Here is a 20,929-nt window from a genome sequence, read left to right as displayed (position 1 = left end):
CCTAATCCAGATCCGCCTTCACACGCGCGAACACGGCGTGGAACATCTCGGTCGTGAGCACGCCGGTGTTCGTATTGTAGCGTGAGCAGTGATAGCTGTCGTACAGCCTGATCCCGCCGGCCTGGTGCACGGCGCCGTGGGCGAAGGGCGCCGCGACCGCGCGCAGGCCCAGCAGCTTCAGCAGCGTGTCGTGGGAGATGCGGCCGAGCGCGACGATGCTGCGCAGCCGCGGCATCGCGGCGATGGTGGCGCCGAGGAAGCTCCGGCACTGGTTGATCTCGGCGGGCAGCGGCTTGTTCTGCGGCGGCACGCAGCGCACCGCGTTGCTGATTCGGCAATCCACCAGCGTCAGCCCGTCGTCGGGACGTGCCTCGAATCGGCCCTTCGCAAATCCGTAGTGCAGCAGCGTCCCGTAGAGCAGCTCGCCGGCATAGTCGCCGGTGAAGGGACGCCCGGTCCGATTGGCGCCCTGCAGCCCCGGCGCGAGCCCGACGATCAACAGCCGCGCATCGGGATCACCGAACGACGGCACAGGCGCGTTGAACCATGACGGCTCGCGCGCGCGCTGCGCCTCGCGGAATTCCACGAGGCGAGGGCACAGCGGACAGTCTCGATCGGGATTGGTCGAAGACAGGGCAGGCGGCGCAGGCTGAGTGCCCGTCCGCCTAGTCCTCGAAATCGTCATCGTTGGGCGTGGTGGTGGCGGTGGTCGTGGCGCGGGCGGCCGGCGTGGTGGAGCGCTGCAGGAATTGCGGGGAATGGTGGCGCGGCTCGCGCGGGGCGGGGCGCTCCGACGGGTCGCGGCCGAGCTTGGACTGCAACTCCATGAGGTCGGTGAAGACGTCGGCCTGACGGCGCAGCTCGTCGGCGATCATCGGCGGCTGGCTGGAGATGGTCGAGATCACGGTGACGCGAACGCCGCGGCGCTGCATCGCTTCGACCAGCGAGCGGAAGTCGCCGTCGCCCGAGAACAGCACCATCTGGTCGATATGCTCGGCGAGCTCCATGGCATCGACGGCGAGCTCGATGTCCATGTTGCCCTTGACCTTGCGTCGGCCGCTGGCGTCGATGAACTCCTTCGTCGCCTTGGTGACGACGGTATAGCCGTTGTAGTCGAGCCAGTCGATCAAGGGCCGAATCGACGAGTACTCCTGATCCTCGATGATCGCGGTGTAATAGAATGCGCGGAGCAGCGTGCCGCGGCTCTGAAATTCCTTGAGCAGGCGCTTGTAGTCGATGTCGAAGCCGAGCGTCTTGGCCGTGGCGTATAGGTTGGCGCCGTCAATGAAGAGCGCAATCTTGTTGGTCGAAGATGACATTCAGTGTCTCGCGTTCAGTTAGATTCTATTTTGGGCGCGACTCCAGTCGGTCGCGCACTCCATTTCAAGATACTGCCAAGGCGTCGGCGGTCCATCTGGTGTGAGGTTACCGCAAACCGGAGTGATCGGGGCAACAAAGGCGTACTTGTGACGACGTAATGAAGCGTTTTCTTGTCCAAGGCCCGAATTCCGCGGGTCTGGACGGAGCGCCAGTCAAGGTTGCCGAATTCGGTACTCCTTGCCCCTTACCGAACCCTGACGCCAGTTTTGCCTTGCGAAAGCCAGCCAGCCTCTATAACTAGCCCAGCATAATCAGCATATTAAGCACACAAAGGACCGGAGCGACAATGGCGCGCGTCACTGTGGAAGATTGTATCGATAAAGTCGACAACCGGTTCGACCTGGTTCTCCTGGCCGCGCATCGCGCGCGCATGATCTCGTCGGGATCACAACTTACAATTGATAGAGATAATGACAAGAATCCCGTCGTCGCACTCCGGGAAATTGCGGATTCGACCATTTCTCCCGAGGATCTGAAGGAAGAACTGGTGCATTCGCTGCAGAAGTTCGTCGAGGTCGACGAGCCGGAGCCGGACACGGTGCCGCTGATCGGCTCGGCCGGTGCCAGCGTCGATGCCGACGACACCGAGGTCGCCGTCGAGCGCATGACCGAGGAAGAATTGCTGAAGGGCCTCGAGGGCCTCGCTCCGCCGGAAGAGCAGCCGGAAGAGGACGAGTGACGGTCTCGTCACCGTCAGCGCGAGCTCCAGCTAACTTGTGAGAATGTGAAGGCCCGGACCACGTCCGGGCCTTTGCATTTGAACGTGATTCCGTGATTACCATAGGGCTGCGACAAACGCCTGCCATCCGGCAGATTTGGTCACGAAGATAAAGGTTTAGTCATTTTCCATGGTGGTTTCGGGCCACACTCCTCAGCAGATGCAGGCGGCGGCCGAATCGGCCGCGTTGGCGCCTTCGCCGCCGGCTGAGCGGCCGCGGCCGCCGAAGCCGCGCTCCCGCATGATGCGACAGTACGATCTCGTGGAACGGGTCCGCTCCTACAATCCGGATACGAACGAGGATCTGCTCAACCGCGCGTATGTGTACGCCATGAAGGCGCATGGGTCGCAGACCCGCGCGTCCGGCGACCCGTATTTCACGCATCCGCTCGAGGTCGCGGCCATTTTGACCGACCTGAAGCTGGACGACGCCACCATCGTCGCGGCGCTGCTGCACGACACGATCGAGGACACCGAGGCGACCCGCGCCGAGATCGACCGCTTCTTCGGCCCCGAGATCGGTGCGCTCGTCGAGGGATTGACCAAGCTGAAACGGCTCGAGCTGGTTTCGCGCGAGGCCAAGCAGGCCGAGAATCTGCGCAAGCTCCTGCTGGCGATCGCCGACGACGTGCGTGTGCTGCTGGTCAAGCTCGCCGATCGCTTGCACAACATGCGCACGCTGGAGTTCGTGCCGGAGGCATCCCGGCGGCGGATCGCTGAGGAGACGCTCGACATCTACGCGCCGCTCGCGGGCCGCATGGGCATGCAGGAGATGCGCGAGGAGCTCGAGGATCTCTCGTTCCGGACGCTCGACCCGCAGGCGTACAGCGTGGTGATGCAGCGGCTCGATGCGCTGGCGGAGCGCAATCGCAACCTGATCGGCGAGATCGAGAGCCAGCTGGCCCGCAAGTTTCGCGAGCATGGCCTGACGGCGCGGGTGTTCGGTCGCCGCAAGCGGCCATTCTCGATCTGGACCAAGATGGAACGCAAATCCATCGGGTTCGAGCAGCTGTCCGACATCTTCGGCTTTCGCGTCATCATGCCGGATCTCGAATCCTGCTATCGTGCGCTCGGTATCGTGCATACGACGTGGCCTGTCGTGCCCGGCCGGTTCAAGGACTACATCTCGACGCCGAAGCAGAACGACTATCGCTCGATCCACACGACCGTGATTGGCCCGGGCAAGCAGCGCGTCGAGCTGCAGATCCGCACCGAGGACATGGATCAGATCGCCGAGCTCGGCATCGCGGCCCATGCCTTCTACAAGGACGACATCGCCTCGCCGACGGAGCGGCTGAAGCGCGAATCGAATGCCTTCGCCTGGCTGCGCCACACTATCGGCATCCTGTCGGAGAGCGCGAATCCGGAGGAGTTCCTCGAGCACACCAAGCTCGAGCTGTTTCACGATCAGGTGTTCTGCTTCACGCCGAAGGGCAAGCTCATCGCGCTGCCACGCCACGCAAACGTGATCGACTTCGCCTATGCCGTGCATACCGACGTCGGCAACAGCGCCGTCGGCTGCAAGATCAACGGCAAGTTCGCCGCGCTGTCGTCGGAGCTGCAGAACGGCGACGAGGTCGAGGTGCTGACCTCGGACGCGCAGTCGGCGCCGCCCTCGGCCTGGGAGACGCTCGCCATCACCGGCAAGGCACGCGCCGCCATCCGGCGCGCCACCCGAACCGCCGTGCGCGATCAATATGCCGGGCTGGGCCGGCGCATCGTCGAACGTCTGTTCGAGCGGACCAAGCTCGAATATGCCGACGACAAGCTCAAGGGCGCGCTGCCGCGTCTGGCGCGCGCCTCGATCGAGGACGTGATGGCGGCGGTCGGCCGCGGCGAGATCAAGGCCTCCGACGTCGCGCGCGCAATGTATCCGGACTACAAGGAAGAGCGCGTCGTGCGCTACGGCGCCAAGAAGACGGCCGCCGCGCCGGCAGCCAAGGCTGCCGCGCCTGCGGCCGAGCCCCACCGCGGCCCGTTTGCCATCCCGATCAGCGGGCTCAATTCCGGCCTGCCGGTGAAGTTCGCGCCCAACGGCGGTGCCGTGCCGGGCGACCGCATCGTCGGCATCGTGACGCCGGGCGAGGGGATCACGATCTATCCGATCCAGTCGCCGGCGCTGAAGGATTTCGAGGAGGAGCCAGAGCGCTGGCTCGACGTGCGCTGGGACGTCGACGAGACCTCGCCGCAGCGCTTTCCGGCGCGCATTCGCGTCGAGAACGTCAACGAGCCGGGCAGCCTCGCCCAGGTCGCCACCGTGATCGCCGAGCATGACGGCAACATCGACAACATCAGCATGAGCCGCCGCTCGCCTGACTTCACCGAGCTCACGATCGATCTCGAGGTCTATGACCTCAAGCATCTCTCGGCGATCATCAACCAGTTGCGCGCCAAGACCATCGTGGCGCGGGTCGACCGGGTGAATGGCTAATCTGCGGGGATGGCTGCGGCGTTCTGCTTCGGGATGCGCTAAACAAGCCGTAGTCTACTCGAAAGTCCTGCGAGCCGGCCCATGTCCGATCCGTCGAAGTCACATCCTCCGAAGCTGCGCCTTGGCGTCAACGTCGACCACATCGCCACCTTGCGAAATGCCCGCGGCGGCCGCAGCCCCGATCCGGTGCGCGCCGCGCTGCTTGCGATCGAGGCCGGGGCCGACGGCATCACGGCGCATCTGCGCGAGGACCGCCGGCACATCCGCGACGACGACATGGCGCGGCTGAAGGCCGAGATCTCCAAGCCGCTGAACTTCGAGATGGCGGCCACCGAGGAGATGGTGCGGATCGCGCTTGCGACGCGCCCGCATGCCTGCTGCCTGGTGCCGGAGCGGCGCGAGGAGCTGACCACCGAGGGCGGCCTCGACGTGGTCGGCCAGCACAACGCGCTGGCGCCGGCGATCGCCCGGCTGAGCGATGCCGGCATCCGGGTCTCGCTGTTCATCGCCGCCGACCCGGCGCAGATCGAGATGGCGGCGCGGCTGCGCGCGCCCGTGATCGAGATCCACACCGGCGGCTGGTGCGATGCCGTCACCGACGGCCACCACGACAAGGCGGACGCGGAGTGGGAGCGGATCGTCACCGGCACCCGGCAGGCCTATGCAGCCGGGCTCGAGGTCCATGCCGGCCACGGGCTCGACTATGCCACCGCCGAGCGGATCGCGACGCTGCCGGAGATCGTCGAGCTCAACATCGGCTACTTCATGATGGGGGAGGCGCTGTTCGTGGGCCTCGCCGAGACCGTCCGCACCATGCGCGCGGCGATGGATCGCGGCCGTGCGCGGTTGGGGACGGCGGCATGATCATCGGCATCGGCTCCGACCTGATCGACATCCGCCGCGTGGCCGAGGTGATGGACCGGCACGGCGAGCGCTTCCTGAACCGGATCTTCACCGCGGCCGAGCGCGCCAAGGCGGAGCGGCGGGCCAAGAACGAGAAGATGGTGGTCGCCACCTACGCCAAGCGGTTCGCCGCCAAGGAGGCCTGCGCCAAGGCGCTCGGCACCGGGATCCGTCAGGGGGTGTGGTGGCGCGACATGGGCGTCGTCAATCTGCCCGGCGGCCGGCCGACCATGCAGCTCACGGGGGGCGCGGCCGAACGGCTGAAGGCGCTGACCCCCGAGGGCCACGAGCCGCGCATCGACCTATCGATCACCGACGACTGGCCGCTGGCGCAAGCCTTCGTCATAATTTCGGCGGTGCGCCGCGAGACATCCTGACGGGCGGCCGCCCCAGCAGGAAAAACAAAAATGCGATCGATTTCAGCGAGTTATGTAGTTTTGATGCGGCGATTGATTGCGCGGCCCCGCGCAGTCGTCTAAAACCCGCCGGGATCGAACCGGCTGCATCACGGGCGGATTCTGGGTCAAACCGGAGTTGGCCTTAACCACCAGAATCAGGACAGACTCCCTTAAGCCGCGGAACGGTATGGTGTTCGCGGACGGAGGGGTGTTCGGCAACGGCTGGCGAATCGTCGGACCATTCGCCAAGGGACATTGAAAGAGCGATGAGCGTGACCTCCGGAACCAAGACTGAGAGCGGCCTCGGTGAAACCGTTCGTGTCGTCGTTCATGCGCTACTGATCGCGCTGGTGATCCGTACGTTCCTGTTCCAGCCGTTCAACATCCCGTCGGGATCGATGAAGGCGACCCTGCTGGTCGGCGACTATCTGTTCGTATCGAAATATTCGTACGGCTATAGCCACTACTCGATCCCGCTGTCGCCGCCGCTGTTCTCGGGCCGCATCTTCGGCTCGGAGCCGAACCGCGGCGACATCGTCGTGTTTCGCCTGCCGAAGGACGATACCACCGACTACATCAAGCGCGTGATCGGCCTGCCTGGCGACCGCATCCAGGTGCGCGAAGGGCTGCTCTACATCAACGACAAGCCGGTGCAGCGCGAGCGGCTGTCCGACTTCATCGGCGAGGATCCCTGCGGGCAGCCGGACTCGACCGCGCGCGTCAAGCGCTGGAAGGAGACGCTGCCGAACGGCGTCAGCTATGAGACGCTGGACTGCGTCGACAACGGCTATGTCGACAACACCGCGGTGTATACCGTGCCGGCCGGCAACTTCTTCATGATGGGCGACAACCGCGACAACTCGACCGACAGCCGCTTCCTCAGCCAGGTCGGCTACGTGCCGTTCGAGAACATCGTCGGCCGTGCGCAGCTGATCTTCTTTTCCATTGCCGAAGGCGAGCATGCCTGGGCGTTCTGGCGCTGGCCGGTATCGGTGCGCTGGAATCGAATCTTCAAATTCGTGCGATGATCGACGACTCACCCGATATCCAGACCACGCAGGCTGCCGCATCGAGCCCGCAACCCGGCACGGGTGCGCTGGAGGCGTCGCCCAAGGCTGTGTCGCGGCCGAAGTCTGAGATCAAGCCCGAGCAGAAGAGCGAGCCCAAGACTGAGCCAAAGACCGAGCCAAAGGCCGATTCCAGGACCGAGGCGAAGCCGGTCTCCAAGCCGGACATGAAGACCGTCGAGTCCGAATCGGGGTCCGCTGGCCCGACCGACGATGGGGCCGACCCGACCGCGCTCGTTGCCGAGGCCGAATCCGACGGCAAAGCGCGCAGCAAGGCGAAGGGCAGCCGCCGTGCCAAGAGCGCGGGGACCGGCGCCGCCAAGGGCGCCAAGGCCGCGGACAAGGCCGCCAATGCGGCGATCGAGGCGCGCATCGGCCATCACTTTGCCGATCCGTCGCTGCTCAGCACCGCCTTCACCCACGTCTCGGCGCTGAAATCGTCCAAGAAGCGCGGCGACAGCTATCAGCGGCTCGAATTTCTCGGCGACCACGTGCTCGGCCTGATCGTGTCCGACATGCTGTACCGCTCGTTTCCGAGCGCGGACGAGGGGGAGTTGTCGAAGCGGCTCGCCGATCTCGTGCGCAAGGAGAGCTGCGCCGACGTCGCCAAGTCGCTCGGCCTGCTCGACGACATCAAGCTCGGCGCGGTCGGCGCCGGCGCCGGGGCGCGGTTGCGCAAGTCGGTGCTGGGTGACGTCTGCGAGGCGGTGATCGGCGCGATCTTCCTCGACGGCGGCTACACCGCCGCGGCGGGCTTCGTCGAGCGCAACTGGACCGAGCGCATGCACAAGCCGCGGCGCCCGCTGCGCGATCCGAAGACGGTGCTGCAGGAATGGGCGCAGGGCAAGGGCCTGCCGACCCCGGTCTACCGGGAGGTGGAGCGCACCGGCCCGCATCACGATCCGCAGTTCCGTGTCGCCGTCGACCTGCCGGGGCTGGAGCCGGCCGAAGGCATCGGCGGCTCCAAGCGCGCGGCAGAAAAGGTGGCGGCATCTGTCATGATCGAGCGCGAAGGCGTGAGCGGCGGCAGCAATGACGGCTGAACAACAATCGGTGCCGGCTGCCGGGACCCGCTGCGGTTTCGTCGCGCTGATCGGCGCGCCCAATGTCGGCAAGTCGACGCTCGTCAACGCCCTGGTCGGCTCCAAGGTCACGATCGTCTCGCGCAAGGTGCAGACGACGCGGGCGCTGATCCGCGGCATCGTCATCGAGGGGGCGTCTCAGATCATCCTGGTCGATACCCCCGGCATCTTCACGCCGAAGCGCAGGCTGGACCGCGCCATGGTCACGACGGCCTGGAGCGGGGCGCATGACGCCGATGTCGTCTGCGTGCTGCTCGATGCCAAGAAGGGCATCGACGACGAGGCGCAGTCCATCATCGACAAGGCGGCTGCGGTCGCGCACGAAAAGATCCTGGTGGTCAACAAGGTCGACCTGGTGCCGCGCGAGAAGCTGCTGGCGCTGGTCGCGGCCGCCAACGAGAAGCTGTCGTTCGCGCGCACCTTCATGATCTCGGCGATCTCCGGCGACGGCGTCGACGATCTCAGGCGGGCCTTGGCGGAGATGGTGCCTCCCGGTCCGTTCCATTATCCCGAGGACCAGATGTCGGACGCGCCGATGCGGCACCTCGCGGCTGAGATCACCCGCGAGAAGATCTATTCGCATCTGCATCAGGAGCTGCCCTACCAGTCCACGGTCGAGACCGACAGCTGGACCGAGCGCAAGGACGGCTCGATCCGCATCGAGCAGACGATCTTCGTGGAGCGCGACAGCCAGCGCAAGATCGTGCTCGGCAAGGGCGGCGCGACGATCAAGTCGATCGGCGCGCAGGCGCGCAAGGAAATCGCAGAGATCACCGGCGTGCCGGTGCACCTGTTTCTGTTCGTGAAGGTGCGTGAGAACTGGGGCGACGATCCCGACCGCTACCGGGAGATGGGGCTCGAGTTCCCCAGGGAATGACAATGAGCGTGCCGCGCAACGTGCTGTGGTTCGAAGTGCTGCTCTACATCTCGCTGATGCTGGACGCGCTGTCCGTTGCGGTGTCGGACCGGACGCCGACCTTCGACATGACCGAGGACATGATCACCGCGCAGACCGTGCTCAACGGGGTGGTCATCCTGCTGCTGTTCTATTTCGTCTATCTGGCGGCGCAGCGCCGCAGGAACTGGCCGCGCTGGGTGCTGCTGGGGGCGCTGGTGCTGTCCGACATCTCCCTGGTGCAGGTGATCGGCCAGAAGGGCATGACGCTCGATGCCGGCATCGAGGTCATCTCCTGCGCGCTGACGACGATGGGTCTTTACTACTCGTTCACGGGCGATGCGCGCGGCTGGTTCAACGCGTGACGCTTTGACCGTAAGGGCCGTAGAGCGCGGCGCGCCCACCAAGGTTGGGGGCTAGCGCAGAAGGCCACCAAGACGTCATTGCGAGCGCAGCGAAGCAATCCAGGGCTGCGATCCGACTCTGGATTGCTTCGCTGCGCTCGCAATGACGAGTTTTGTGGCGGCAGCGCGCACAAGCTACGTTGATTGTCCACCCGCGGCCGGCACTAGGAGGCAAGCGCGTGTGGAATCATTTGGGCGGCTCGTGAGATGGAATGGACCGACGATGGCATCGTGCTGGGCGTGCGGCGACACGGCGAATCCTCCGCTGTCGTCGAGCTGCTGACCCGCGAGCATGGCCGGCATCTCGGTCTCGTGCGCGGGGCCAGCGGCAAGCGCATGCGGCCGGTGCTGCAGCCGGGCAACACGGTGCGCGCGACCTGGCGCGCGCGGCTCGACGAGCACCTCGGCATGTACGCCATCGACGCGCTGACCTTGCGGGCGGCGGGGCTGATCTCCGCGCAACACGGCGCCTACGGCGTGACGCATCTTGCCTCGCTGGCCCGGCTGTTGCCGGAGCGCGATCCGCACGAAGACGTGTATCTGCGGCTCGAACATGCGCTCGATGATTTCGAGGATGTGGGCAGCGCCGCTGTCCACATCGTGCGCTTCGAGCTGGCGATCCTCGCCGAACTCGGCTTCGGGCTCGATCTCGACTCCTGCGCTGCGACCGGCGAGACCTCGGACCTGATCTACGTATCGCCGAAGTCGGGCGGCGCGGTGTCGCGCACGGCCGGCGCGCCATGGGCCGACCGCCTGCTGCCGTTGCCGCCCTTCCTGCGCGAGGGCGAGCAGGGCGATGGCTGGTCGCAGCAGGATCTGCTCGACGGTTTCCGGCTGACCGGCCTGTTCCTTCTGCGTCATGTGCTGGAGCCGCGCGGGCAGGGCCATTCCGACGCCCGCGAGGGCTTCATCAACGCGGTGACGCGGGCAAGGCCCGCCTTGCGATAGGGCTCGTTTTCGACGTTCGTCGTCATGTGCCCGCGCGCTCGTTCGCCAACGTCGAGACTGACGACACCGCGGGCATCGCGGCAAAGCTGATCCCGATACCGTCTCCGATTGTGACGTCATTCACATCCGTCTTCACACGACCGACGCAGGATCGTGCAACAATCCTGGTTGATGATAGTTCTCAGATCATTTTGAGGTTGCGTCGGCCGCGGGTCCTGGCGAAGATTGCAGCCCTTCGACGAGATGCGTTTCGTGCGCGCCTTTTTTCATCACCGTGGGGCATTTCGATCATGAGCGATTTCGAGAACCGCAAATCCAGCAACGGGTTCACGTCCAAGCTGTGGCGTGGCGAGCGCATGACGATGATCGGCTTCGACGTTGCCGAGCCCGAACCCGACCTGGTCGGATTCTCGATCGAAGTGAAGTCGCCGGGCGCACGGGATTTTTCTCAGTTGCGCAACAGGATCGCGTTTTCCTACCCGGCCGGAGCCGGCGCGGCGGTCGACGGCAACCGCAATTTCCCGTCGACCGAGGCGCCGTTCCAGAAATTCCGCTGGATCCATTTTCCCTACAGGCCCAAGGATGGAGTCTATACGTATCGTGTCGCCAAGCAGCACATGCGCAACGACGGCACGCTGGTGGCGGGGACCAGCCTCGCGCTCGACATCACGCAGAGCGCCGTGACCTATGACGGCCTGGTCGACGTCGGTTTCACCCGCAACTTCGCCTCGTCTCAGGCCTATCGCGATCAGTTCGGCAACAATGCCGAGATCATTCCCGTCGAGAGCCGCGACGGGCCGGGCTTCGACAAGCTCGACCTCACCAACGAGGCCGGCGACAGCGTCTATGAGTGGCTGGGGTTCGAGGCCTACGACCTCCTGTTCGGCTTCTTGAAAGAGGCCCTGGCGGATCCCGGGCTCACGCTCGACGTGATGGCCTATGACCTCAACGAGCCCGATGTGATCGGCCAGCTCGAGCAGTTCGGTCCGCGGCTGCGGGCGATCATCGACGATTCCAATGCCAAGGATAACAGTCACAAGCTGCCGGGCAGCGCGGAGTCGCGCAGCGCCAAGCGCTTCAAGCAGGCGGGTGCTGCCGTGCTGCGCACGCATTTCAGCAACCTCCAGCACAACAAGGTCCTGATCACGCGCCGCGACGGCAAGCCCGAGAAGGTGCTGTGCGGCTCGACCAATTTCACCTTCCGCGGCCTCTATATTCAGGCCAACAACATGCTGGTCTTTCACTCGCCTGATGTCGCCGGGCTGTTCGGCGAGATGTTCGATATCGCCTTCGAGGACCCCTCGGTCTTCCGGAAGAATGATTTCTCCAAGAAGTGGCACGCCGTCCATACCGAGGGAAAGCCGACCGTACAGCTCTGCTTCTCGCCGCACCAGGCCACCGATCTCTCGCTCAATCCGATCCGGGCCGCGATCGATCAGGCCACCTCGTCGGTGTTCTACTCGGTCGCGTTTCTGAGCCAGCTCGGCGACGGTCCGACCAAGGACGCGTTCGACCGCGTGATGGAGCGGCCGATCTTCAGCTACGGCACGGTCGACAAGCGCGGCGCCCTGGAGCTGCGCAAGCCCGACGGCTCGATCGGTCTCGTCGATTTCGCCTATCTCGCGAGCAAGGCGCCGGAGCCGTTCCGCAGCGAATGGTCCGGCGGCAAGGGCCGCAACATCCATCACAAATTCCTGGTGACCGATTTCAGCCTGCCGACCGCGAAAGTGTTCACCGGATCGAGCAACTTCTCGCCGAGCGGAGAGAAGGGCAACGGCGACCACCTCATCATGATCGAGGACCGAAAGATCGCCACCTCCTATGCGATCGAGGCCACCCGCGTGTTCGATCACCTGCAGTTTCGCAACCGGATGCGCGACGCGTTCAAGGGCAAGTCCGAGCGGCAGCGCTCCGCGTCCGCGCCTGCGGCGATCACGCTGCGCAAGCCGACGGCGTTGTCCGGCAAGCCGGCCTGGTTCGAGCGCTTCTACGTCGACGGCTCGCAGGCCGAACGCGATCGATTGCTGTTCTCGTCCTAGATATCGTTACGGACAGAGTTGGAGACGACCATGCCATTGAACGACTATTCGCTTCTCAAGGGTCGGCCCATCAACAATCGTCTGGCGTCGGGAAGCAGTCCGCACTATCAGGTGCAGGTCTCCGCCGACGGTGAGCTCTATCGCATCGCCATCAATGTCCGTTCCCAGGACGGCAGCGAGGTCGAGTTCCTGGTCCGCTCGCGCTTCGAACATCCGATCGTCGACGGCCTGAAGGCGTTTTCGGAGGGGCTGCATCCATTGGAGAGCAAGCCCGGCGGCGTGGCGCTCGATTTCATCCGGGGCAATCTGATGCAGCCGTGGGAGCTCAAGCCGCTGCCGCTGTCGGCCGCGGGCCCCGACAACGATCTCAACGAGAAAATCGACGCCTACGTTCAGCGCGCCATGTCCGACGAGACGGCTCTCATTTATGCCTTCGGCGTCGCATGGGGACCGGAGGAGAAGGCCGACCGCTATTTCGGCTTCAAGCCCGGCCGCGGTATCCACGATATCCATTTCAACCAGGGCAATCCGGCCGGCAAATACGCCGGGGACAACGGTCCCTGGCAGGACGGTGGACTGATCTTCGAGTTTCCCGACCAGCAGCAATGGGTCGCCATCTTCCTGAAGTTCCAGACCCAGGCCTGGCATTCGGACGATGTCAGCGGCGGGGTCATCCTGCCGCCCGATCCCGATCACCCGAACGCGCCGCATACGCCGCCCGACCGCGACCACATTCCGCCGCTCGACGTGCCCGACGGGCTGGTGCGGATCATCGCGGCCTATGTCAACGACGTGCGCACGCCGGAGCACGAGACGGTCACGCTGCTGAACACCGCCGATGTCGACGTCGATCTCACCGGCTGGCAGATCAAGGACAAGCAGAAGAACGCCATGCAGCTCAGCGGCACGATCGCGCGCGGCGCCACCTTGGTGGTGTCCATCGTCGCGCCGGTCGCGCTGTCGAACCGGGGCGGCATCATCACGCTGTTGAATGCCGCAGGCGTGAAGGTGCACGGCGTCTCCTATACGCGGGAACAGGCGGCGCAGCCGGGCCGCACCATCCCGTTCCAGTCGTGACCGCGTGTCGCGCGGCGGAGCCGTCTCGTCGAAGCGTGGGCTCTCTGCTGGCGCAGAGGCGGGGTGACGTGTACTCCTGTCACGTAAGGGCCAAGGCAAGAGGGCGGCACATTGCTGCGCCCCCGCGCAGGTCACGGCGTGAGAGGAGAGCGTCATGGGAGTGCTGGTCGACGGCGAATGGCACGACGTCTGGTACGACACGGTGGCGTCCGGCGGCCGTTTCATCCGCAAGGATTCTGCATTCCGCAGCTTCGTCACGGCTGACGGCCGTCCGGGCCCGTCCGGCACCGGCGGCTTCGCGGCCGAAGCGGGCCGCTATCATCTCTATGTCAGCCTGGCCTGCCCGTGGGCTCACCGCACCCTGATCATGCGTGCCCTGAAGGGGCTCGATGACATGATTTCGGTATCGGTCGTGCACTGGCTGATGCGCGAGCAGGGCTGGACCTTTGCCGAGGGTCCGGGCGTCGTGGCCGACAGCGTCAATCACGCCGGCCTTCTGCACCAGGTCTACACCGCCGCAGAGCCGCATTATTCCGGCCGCGTCACCGTGCCCGTGCTGTGGGACAAGCAGAAGCGCACCATCGTCAACAACGAGTCGTCCGAGATCATTCGCATGCTGAACTCGGCGTTCGACGGCGTCGGCGCCAGTCAAGGTGACTATTATCCGCAAGCCCAGCGTGACGAGATCGACGCCATCAATGCGCGCGTCTACGACACGCTGAACAACGGCGTCTACAAATGCGGCTTCGCGACCACGCAAGGGGCGTATGAGGAGGCGATCGGCCCGCTGTTCGCCACGCTCGACTGGCTGGAGGAGCGGCTGTCGGCGCGCCGCTTCCTGCTCGGCAACACCTTGACCGAGGCCGACATCCGGCTGTTCACGACCCTGATCCGCTTCGATGCCGTCTATGTCGGCCACTTCAAGTGCAACATCCGTCGCATCGCCGACTATCCGCATCTCGCAGCCTACACGCGCGATCTCTACCAATGGCCGGGAATCGCCGCGACAGTGAATTTCGAGCACATCAAGCGGCACTATTACGAGAGCCATCGCACCATCAATCCGACCGGCATCGTCCCGGTCGGGCCGCGGCAGGATTTCACCGCGCCGCATGGGCGCGAGCGCCTGGCGACGAATTGACGAGGATCCATGGCGGGTGAACGCAACCTCGATACGCTGCTGCGCACGATGGCTCCCGAGCTGCAGGACGGCGTGTTCGTGTTCTGCACTGTCGACACGCATCAGGACATCCCGGCCGGGCTGACGCCCCTCATGCTGTTCCGGGAGCGCGAAGCGATCACGCTCATCGTGCGGCGCGAGGAAGCAGAGCGGGCAGGGTTGCCCTGCCGGTTCGCCTCGCGCCTGATCACGCTCTCGGTGCTATCAGCGCTTGATGCGGTGGGTTTCCTTGCCGCGGTGACGACGAAGCTCGCGGCCGCCGGCATCAGCGTCAACGCGGTCTCGGCGTTTCACCACGATCATCTGTTCGTGCCGGAAGCACGAGGCAAGGAAGCCGTGCTACTCTTGCATGAGCTGTCTCGCAGCGCCGCCACCTAGCGATGGCAGGACGACGATCAGTCAGGCTTTGCTTCTGCCGACGTGATGCGATCGGCCTCGCCGGAGTCCACTCGGTTTCTTGCGTGTCGTGGCCGGCGACCGCTTCGTGTCACGCGCGGCGCGGGGGGCCGGAGGCCGGCGTGGCGCGATCAGCGTTCGCTCGGCCTGCGCGCGCACCAGGTCCATCAACATCATCGCTGCGGGCGACGGGGTCCGCCCCTTCAGCCGCAGGATGCCGAACTGCGCCATCAGCAGATCCGATGCGCGCGGCTCTTTCAGCTCGGCCACGTTGAGGCGGATCAACTGACCGGAGGCCAGCTCGTGGGTGAGAACGGCGTCGCCCGCGACGAGCACGATGTCGGAGCGAATGGCCATTTGCACCAGCAGGCTCGCGTTCTCGGATTCGAGCGCGACGTCGAAGCCGCGGCCCTCCGGCGCAGCGATGAGCGCTTCCAGGCGCCTGCTGAATTCCGGCGGCAGCGCAACGGAGGCGAAGTGCTGGCCGGCAAGCTCGCGTGCCGAAAGCTCCCGTCGGCGCGCCAACGGATGAGTCGCCCGACAGTAGAAGTATCCCGGAAGGCCGCCGAGCGGCTCGATGTCGAGGCTGTCGTCGGCGCGGATGTCGGTGATGTGCGCGAGGAAGAAATCGAGCTTGCCTTGCTGCAGCACCTCCATCAGGGCGCGCCAATTGTCCTGCACCACGATGATGCGCACGGACGGGTGCTCCGAATACAGCCGCGCCATGGCATCCGGCAGAAGCGTCAGCCCGGTGAAGGCGCCGACGCCCACCGTCACCTCGCCGGCATCTCCCGAGCGGAGCAGGCGCATCTCGCGGCCGAGATCGTCGGCGCCAGACAACAGCGACCGGGCCCGTGCCACCAGCCGTTCGCCGACCGGGGTGATCTCCACCGAGCGCGAGCTGCGGTCGAACAGCCGCATCCCGGCGGCGTCCTCCAAGGTCTGCAAGCTGCGGCTCAGCGCCGACTGCGTGACGTGGGCGCGCTGGGCCGCCCGGGCGAAATGCCGCTCTTCCGCGAGGTAGACCAACTGCTGCAGCTGGCGCAGGGTGGGGGTGTACATCGATGAGCCGAAATCATTGATCCAGCCATAACAATTCATTGGATTTCTGAGACCGTCAATTCCAAAATGGCGCAAATACAAACAGGGGAAATGCCATGGCGGGGTTGGCCAAGTCGCCCCGCGCTGCGGCAGTCTCCCGGCAACAGGCTCTTCTCATGCCCAACGGCGCGCAAGCTCTGATACGGACCCTGGTCAATTCCGGCATTCGGGTCTGCTTCACCAATCCCGGCACCTCGGAGATGCATTTCGTCGCGGCGCTGGATTCCGCGCCGGAGATGCGCGCCGTGCTGTGCCTGTTCGAAGGCGTGGCGACCGGCGCGGCGGACGGCTACGCCCGCATGACCGGCACGCCGGCGGCAACGCTGCTGCATCTCGGCTGCGGCCTCGGCAATGGCCTCGCCAATCTGCACAATGCGCGCAAGGGCAAGGTGCCCGTCGTGAACATCGTCGGCGACCACGCCACCTACCATGTCCCGTATGACGCGCAGCTCCAGTCCGACATCGAGACCGTCGCGCGCAACGTCTCGCCGGAATTCGTCTGGACCTCGCAGGTGACGTCGGAATTGTGCCGCGACGCGGTGGCGGCCGTGAAGGCGGCGTGCTCCTGGCCCGGACAGGTCGCGACGTTGATCCTGCCCGCCGACGTGTCCTGGGGGGAAGGCGGCGTCGCCGAGCCGGCGCCGGCGATCGAGCCGCCGGCGCCCGCCGACGCTGCCACCGTGCAGGCCGTCGCCGAGGCGATCAAGTCGGGCGGTCGCAGCGCTTTTCTGCTTGGTGGCACGGCGCTGCACGAGGAGTCGCTGCTGGCGGCCGCGCGCATCGCCGCGGCCTGCGGTGTGAAGGTCTTCGCCGAAACCTTTCCGACGCGCATGCAGCGGGGAGCGGGCCTGCCGGCTGTCGAGCGCATCGCCTATCTCGCCGAGATGGCGCAGATCCAGCTCAAGGAGATCGACACCCTGATCCTGGTCGACGCCAAGGCGCCGGTGTCGTTCTTCGCCTATCCCGGCAAGAAGAGCTATCTGCCGCATGACGGCTGCAAGGTGCTGACCTTGTCGACGCCGGCGCAATGCGCCGCGGGCAGCCTGGTCAAGCTTGCGGCCGCGCTGGAGGCCAACAGCGCCACGCCGGCATTGTCACCGGCCTCGCGGCCCGGGCGTCCGCGCGGCAAGAAGCTCACCGCGGAAAAGGTCTGCAAGGCCGTGGGTCATCTCCTGCCCGAGAACGCCATCATCATCGACGAGGCGATCAGCTCCGGCCTGATGCTGTCGAAGTTCACCGCGGGCGCGCCGCGCCACGATCTGATCACCTTGACCGGCGGCGCCATCGGGCAGGGGTTGCCGAACGCGATCGGCGCGGCGATCGCCTGTCCGGACCGGCCGGTGATCGCGCTGATCGGCGACGGCAGCTCGATGTACACGATCCAGTCGCTGTGGACGATCGCGCGCGAGCGGCTCAACGTCACCGCCATCATCTTCAACAACGCCTCCTACTCCGTGCTCAATGTCGAGCTGGAGCGGGTCGGCGCCGAGGAGATCGGTCCGAAGGCGCGGGCGCAGCTCGATTTGCACGGGCCGGTCCTGAAATTCGCGCAGATCGCCGACGGCATGGGCGTGCGATCGACCCGCGTCGCCACGCCGGACGAACTCACCAGCGCGTTGCAGGGGGCGCTGGCGCGGCCGGGGCCGCATCTGATCGAGGCGATGGTGCCGCCGGCGCTGACCGGCCTCAAGCTGAAGCTCCTGCCGCATCTCCTGGGATCGCTCGACCGCGTCCCGCTGCCGGTGGCGCGGATGCTCAAGCGCAAGATCGCGCCGTGACATGAGCGCGACGCTGCAATCCGACCTCGTCATCGCCGGCGGCGGTCTCGCCGGCATCGTCACCGCGCTGGAGGCACTGCGCGCCGGCAAGTCGGTGACCATCGTGGACAGGGACACGCCGGAGCGGTTCGGCGGGCTGGCGTTGTGGGCGTTCGGCGGCATGGCGCTGATCGGCACGCCGTTGCAGGCGCGCACGAAGATCCCGGATACGCCGGAGATCGCGCTGCGCGACTGGATCAGGTTCGGCGAGCTCGACGCGGCCGAGCACTGGCCGCTGCAATGGGCGCGCTACTACGTCGAAAAATCTCGCACCGAGGTCTACGACTGGCTGCTGGCGCACGGCGTGACCTTCATGCCGGCCGTGAACTGGGTCGAGCGCGGCCGGCACGGCGACGGCAATGCGCTGCCGCGCTACCACATCGTCTGGGGCACCTCGCAGCGGCTGACGCGCGTGATGATCGCGGCGATGCGCGCGGCCGATCGTGGCGGCAGACTGACGGTTCTGCACCGCCATTGCGTCGTCGGCCTCGATCGCGCCGGCGGCGCCGTGGCGGGCGTCGTTGCCGTCAACGAGGAGACCGGCGCCGAAATCCGCATCGCGGCCCCGTTGACGGTGCTGGCGATGGGCGGCCTCAATGGCAGCCACGCGGAGGCTCGCGCCAACTGGGTCAAAGGCCGGCCGCTGCCGCAGGCGATGCTCAATGGCGCGCATCCGTTCTCCGACGGCAAGCTGCATCACCACGCGGCCGGGGCGCTGGGCGCCGAGATCACGCATGCCGGCGAGATGTGGAACTACGCCGCCGGAATCCCGCATCCGTTTCCGCATTTCGAGGGCCATGGCCTGTCGCTGGTGCCATGCAAATCGGCGCTGTGGCTCAACCATCGCGGCGAGCGGATCGGGCCCGAGCCGCTGGTGACCGGCTTCGACACCCATGATCTGTGCCAGCGCGTCGCGGCGCAGGAGAAGCCGTATACGTGGCATCTGTTGAACTGGCGCATCGCCGCCAAGGAGTTCGCCATCTCCGGCGCCGAGCACAATCCGCGCATCCGCGACCGGCAGATGCCGATGTTCCTCAAGGAGACGCTGCTCGGCAATCATCGCCTGGTCAGGCAGATGCAGCGCGAGAGCCGGCATTTCCTGGTTGACGAGACGCTGGCCGGCCTCGCCGCCAAGATGAATGCGCTGACCGGCACCGGCGACGTGAAGCCGGAGGTGCTGCAGGCCACTGCCGACGCCTTCGACGCCAACTTCAAGAACGGCGACAAGCTCTTCAATGACGATCAGCTGCGCCGGATCCTGCACGCGCGGCAATGGGGCCCCGACAAGATCCGCACCTGCAAGCCGGCGCCGCTGCAGATGCGCGGGGCAGGGCCGTACATCGCCATCCACATGCAGCTCATCACCCGCAAGAGCCTCGGCGGCCTCAAGACCGATCTGCAGAGCCGGGTCCTCGACACCACGGGCGCGCCGATCGGCGGCCTCTACGCGGTCGGCGAAGCCGCCGGCTTCGGCGGCGGTGGCGCCTCGGGCAAGCGCTCGCTGGAAGGCACGTTCCTGCCGGGTTGCATTCTCACCGCACGGGCGGCGGTGCGCGCGATGTGACGGCTACGGGAACCGTACGAGTCCGCGGAACCGCCGCTGAATTATTGCTCGGTCACTGTCGATCCGGTGCTGCTACGTTCGTCTTCGAGGCACAGGAGATGGAGACCCGTCATGAAGATCTACTGGATCAAGGCTCAGGCGCCGCGCCGCGTGCTGGCGCTGGTGAAGCATCTCGGCGTCCCGGCCGAGTTCATCGACATCACCGGCCAAATGAAGACGCCGGATTATGCCGCGCTCAATCCCAACATGAAGGCGCCGGTGCTGGTCGACGGCGACACCGTGCTGTGGGAGTCGACCGCCATCATGGCGCACCTCTGCATCCGCGAGAGCTGCGACATGTGGCCCGCGCGCGATCCGCAGGAGCAGATCGAGGTGCTGCGCTGGCTGGCGTGGACCGATTGCCACTGGGCGCCCGCGGTCGGGCCGTTCTATTTCGAGCACATCGTGAAGAAGACGTTCGGGATCGGCGCGCCGGACCGTGCCGCGCTGGTCGCGAAGGTGCCGAACCTGAAGACGTTCGCCGCCGTGCTCGACGCGCATCTCAGGTCGCATAGCCACATTGCTTGCGACCGGCTCACCATCGCCGATTTCGCGGCCGCTTCGATGGCGACCGACTGGCGCGAGGCCGAGATGCCGATGGAGACGTTTCCGAACATCGTGCGCTGGCTCGACGGGCTGATGCGGCTGCCGGCGTGGGCCGATCCGTGGCCGGAGAAGCGCTCGGTCGCGGCCTGAGGCTCACGGCTGCGCGATGCCGTGGCCGAGCTGCTTGGAGATCTCGGCCGCGCAGGCGCGCAGGCGGTTCGCGAGCGGCGACTGCCAGCCGGCATCGAAGGTGCCGGCTGGTCCCATCGCGGTGATGACCAGCGCGACGTGGCCGGCGTGATCGAACACCGGCGCGGCGAAGGCGTTGACGCCGGGCAGGGGATCGCCGACGGCGCGCGCGAGCCCTTGCGCGCGCACCTCGGCCAGCATCTCCGCCACCTTCGGGTTCTTCGGCGCGCGCTTCGGATTGTAGCCGACGCCGAGACGGTCGAGGCCGGCGTCGAGCGCGGCCTTCACCGTCTTCGGCGGCAGGAATGCCGCGAAGGCGCGGCCGGTCGCGGTCTCCAGCAGCGCCATGATCGAGCCGACGCGCATCACGATGTGCACCGGATGGCTCGGCTCCTCCAGCCGCACCACGGTGGGGCCATTGGTGCCCCACACCGCGAGCGAGACCGCGTGATCGATGGCGCCGGCGAGCGCCGCGATCTTCGGAGTGGCGATCCGTACCGCCGACAGCCGCCGCAGGCTGATCAGTCCGAGCTCGAGCGCGAGCGGGCCGATCTCGTAGCGTCCGGTGGTTTCGTCCTGCTCGATCAAACCGATGCGCGAGAAGCTGACGAGATAGGGATGCGCCTTGGCCGGCGGCAGCCCGGCCTCGCGCGCGAGGTCGCGCAGCATCATCGGCTCGCCGCTGCGCGCCAGCGCCTGCAGCAAGGTGCCGCCGACCTCGATCGATTGGATGCCGCGGCTCTCTCGTCCCATGT

General features: G+C 66.1%; 20 protein-coding genes. 16 read left to right on the top strand and 4 right to left on the bottom strand.

Going from position 1 to position 20,929, the window contains the following annotated elements:
• Nucleotide 1: 1 nt before the first annotated feature.
• Nucleotides 2-685: a uracil-DNA glycosylase gene (locus tag QX128_RS11065; RefSeq protein WP_315804004.1), complete on the bottom strand. Its 684-nt coding sequence runs from the start codon at nucleotides 683-685 to the stop codon at nucleotides 2-4.
• Nucleotides 666-1,319, bottom strand: a complete 654-nt coding sequence (locus tag QX128_RS11060) for an NYN domain-containing protein (RefSeq protein ID WP_315804003.1) — start codon at nucleotides 1,317-1,319, stop codon at nucleotides 666-668. The genes QX128_RS11065 and QX128_RS11060 overlap by 20 nt, the downstream gene beginning before the upstream one ends.
• Before the next feature lie 347 nt (nucleotides 1,320-1,666).
• Between QX128_RS11060 and rpoZ the strand changes: the two genes are divergently transcribed.
• From rpoZ to QX128_RS10995, 13 genes are all read left to right on the top strand, one after another.
• A complete protein-coding gene (gene rpoZ / locus QX128_RS11055) occupies nucleotides 1,667-2,059 on the top strand; it encodes a DNA-directed RNA polymerase subunit omega (RefSeq protein ID WP_006612728.1) in 393 nt (130 codons plus the stop codon).
• Nucleotides 2,060-2,228: 169 nt separating this feature from the next.
• Nucleotides 2,229-4,529: a bifunctional (p)ppGpp synthetase/guanosine-3',5'-bis(diphosphate) 3'-pyrophosphohydrolase gene (locus QX128_RS11050; protein ID WP_316181904.1), complete on the top strand. Its 2,301-nt coding sequence runs from the start codon at nucleotides 2,229-2,231 to the stop codon at nucleotides 4,527-4,529.
• An 81-nt stretch (nucleotides 4,530-4,610) separates the two neighbouring features.
• On the top strand, nucleotides 4,611-5,393 hold the full coding sequence (locus QX128_RS11045) for a pyridoxine 5'-phosphate synthase (RefSeq protein ID WP_316237452.1): 783 nt from the start codon (nucleotides 4,611-4,613) through the stop codon (nucleotides 5,391-5,393).
• Nucleotides 5,390-5,809, top strand: a complete 420-nt coding sequence (acpS, locus tag QX128_RS11040; RefSeq protein ID WP_315804001.1) for a holo-ACP synthase — start codon at nucleotides 5,390-5,392, stop codon at nucleotides 5,807-5,809. The genes QX128_RS11045 and acpS overlap by 4 nt, the downstream gene beginning before the upstream one ends.
• A 287-nt stretch (nucleotides 5,810-6,096) precedes the next feature.
• Nucleotides 6,097-6,858, top strand: a complete 762-nt coding sequence (gene lepB, locus QX128_RS11035) for a signal peptidase I (RefSeq protein ID WP_315804000.1) — start codon at nucleotides 6,097-6,099, stop codon at nucleotides 6,856-6,858.
• Complete coding sequence (gene rnc, locus QX128_RS11030; protein ID WP_316181908.1) at nucleotides 6,855-7,940, top strand: ribonuclease III; 1,086 nt, start codon at nucleotides 6,855-6,857, stop codon at nucleotides 7,938-7,940. The genes lepB and rnc overlap by 4 nt, the downstream gene beginning before the upstream one ends.
• Entirely contained in the window at nucleotides 7,930-8,856 is a 927-nt protein-coding gene (gene era, locus QX128_RS11025; protein WP_316237451.1) for a GTPase Era, read from the top strand. The genes rnc and era overlap by 11 nt, the downstream gene beginning before the upstream one ends.
• 2 nt (nucleotides 8,857-8,858) lie before the next feature.
• On the top strand, nucleotides 8,859-9,239 hold the full coding sequence (locus QX128_RS11020) for a hypothetical protein (RefSeq protein WP_315803997.1): 381 nt from the start codon (nucleotides 8,859-8,861) through the stop codon (nucleotides 9,237-9,239).
• Between the two features lie 246 nt (nucleotides 9,240-9,485).
• Nucleotides 9,486-10,226, top strand: coding sequence for a DNA repair protein RecO (gene recO, locus QX128_RS11015; protein WP_316237450.1), 741 nt, complete (start codon nucleotides 9,486-9,488; stop codon nucleotides 10,224-10,226).
• Nucleotides 10,227-10,516: 290 nt separating this feature from the next.
• Nucleotides 10,517-12,265: a phospholipase D-like domain-containing protein gene (locus QX128_RS11010; RefSeq protein WP_316237449.1), complete on the top strand. Its 1,749-nt coding sequence runs from the start codon at nucleotides 10,517-10,519 to the stop codon at nucleotides 12,263-12,265.
• 30 nt (nucleotides 12,266-12,295) lie between these two features.
• Nucleotides 12,296-13,342, top strand: coding sequence for a DUF2278 family protein (locus tag QX128_RS11005; RefSeq protein ID WP_316237448.1), 1,047 nt, complete (start codon nucleotides 12,296-12,298; stop codon nucleotides 13,340-13,342).
• Between the two features lie 154 nt (nucleotides 13,343-13,496).
• On the top strand, nucleotides 13,497-14,483 hold the full coding sequence (locus QX128_RS11000) for a glutathione S-transferase family protein (protein WP_316237447.1): 987 nt from the start codon (nucleotides 13,497-13,499) through the stop codon (nucleotides 14,481-14,483).
• Nucleotides 14,484-14,492: 9 nt separating this feature from the next.
• Nucleotides 14,493-14,900 carry an ACT domain-containing protein gene (locus tag QX128_RS10995; protein WP_315803992.1) on the top strand — a complete coding sequence of 136 codons (408 nt, stop codon included), beginning with the start codon at nucleotides 14,493-14,495 and terminating at the stop codon, nucleotides 14,898-14,900.
• 21 nt (nucleotides 14,901-14,921) lie between these two features.
• Here the strand turns inward: QX128_RS10995 and QX128_RS10990 are convergent, their stop codons facing one another.
• Entirely contained in the window at nucleotides 14,922-15,980 is a 1,059-nt protein-coding gene (locus QX128_RS10990; RefSeq protein ID WP_316181916.1) for a LysR family transcriptional regulator, read from the bottom strand.
• 155 nt (nucleotides 15,981-16,135) lie between these two features.
• Here QX128_RS10990 and QX128_RS10985 point away from each other — a divergent pair, with 155 nt between their 5' ends.
• The 3 genes from QX128_RS10985 (at nucleotide 16,136) to QX128_RS10975 (ending at nucleotide 20,135) form a co-directional block, all read left to right on the top strand.
• On the top strand, nucleotides 16,136-17,797 hold the full coding sequence (locus QX128_RS10985; RefSeq protein WP_316237446.1) for an acetolactate synthase large subunit: 1,662 nt from the start codon (nucleotides 16,136-16,138) through the stop codon (nucleotides 17,795-17,797).
• A gap of 1 nt (nucleotide 17,798) precedes the next feature.
• Nucleotides 17,799-19,400, top strand: coding sequence for an FAD-binding protein (locus QX128_RS10980; protein ID WP_316237445.1), 1,602 nt, complete (start codon nucleotides 17,799-17,801; stop codon nucleotides 19,398-19,400).
• A 111-nt stretch (nucleotides 19,401-19,511) separates the two neighbouring features.
• Nucleotides 19,512-20,135: a glutathione S-transferase family protein gene (locus QX128_RS10975; protein ID WP_316237444.1), complete on the top strand. Its 624-nt coding sequence runs from the start codon at nucleotides 19,512-19,514 to the stop codon at nucleotides 20,133-20,135.
• Nucleotides 20,136-20,138: 3 nt separating this feature from the next.
• Here QX128_RS10975 and QX128_RS10970 read toward each other — a convergent pair whose 3' ends face one another.
• Nucleotides 20,139-20,927 (bottom strand): IclR family transcriptional regulator, encoded by a 789-nt coding sequence (locus QX128_RS10970; RefSeq protein WP_316237443.1) that lies wholly within the window; start codon nucleotides 20,925-20,927, stop codon nucleotides 20,139-20,141.
• Between the last annotated feature and the right edge of the window lie 2 nt (nucleotides 20,928-20,929).

Origin of the sequence: Bradyrhizobium sp. SZCCHNR1015 (genome assembly GCF_032489875.1) — a bacterium.
Lineage (GTDB): Bacteria > Pseudomonadota > Alphaproteobacteria > Rhizobiales > Xanthobacteraceae > Bradyrhizobium.
The sequence above is the reverse complement of the archived record's forward strand: the minus strand, read 5'-3'. Positions and strand labels throughout refer to the sequence as shown.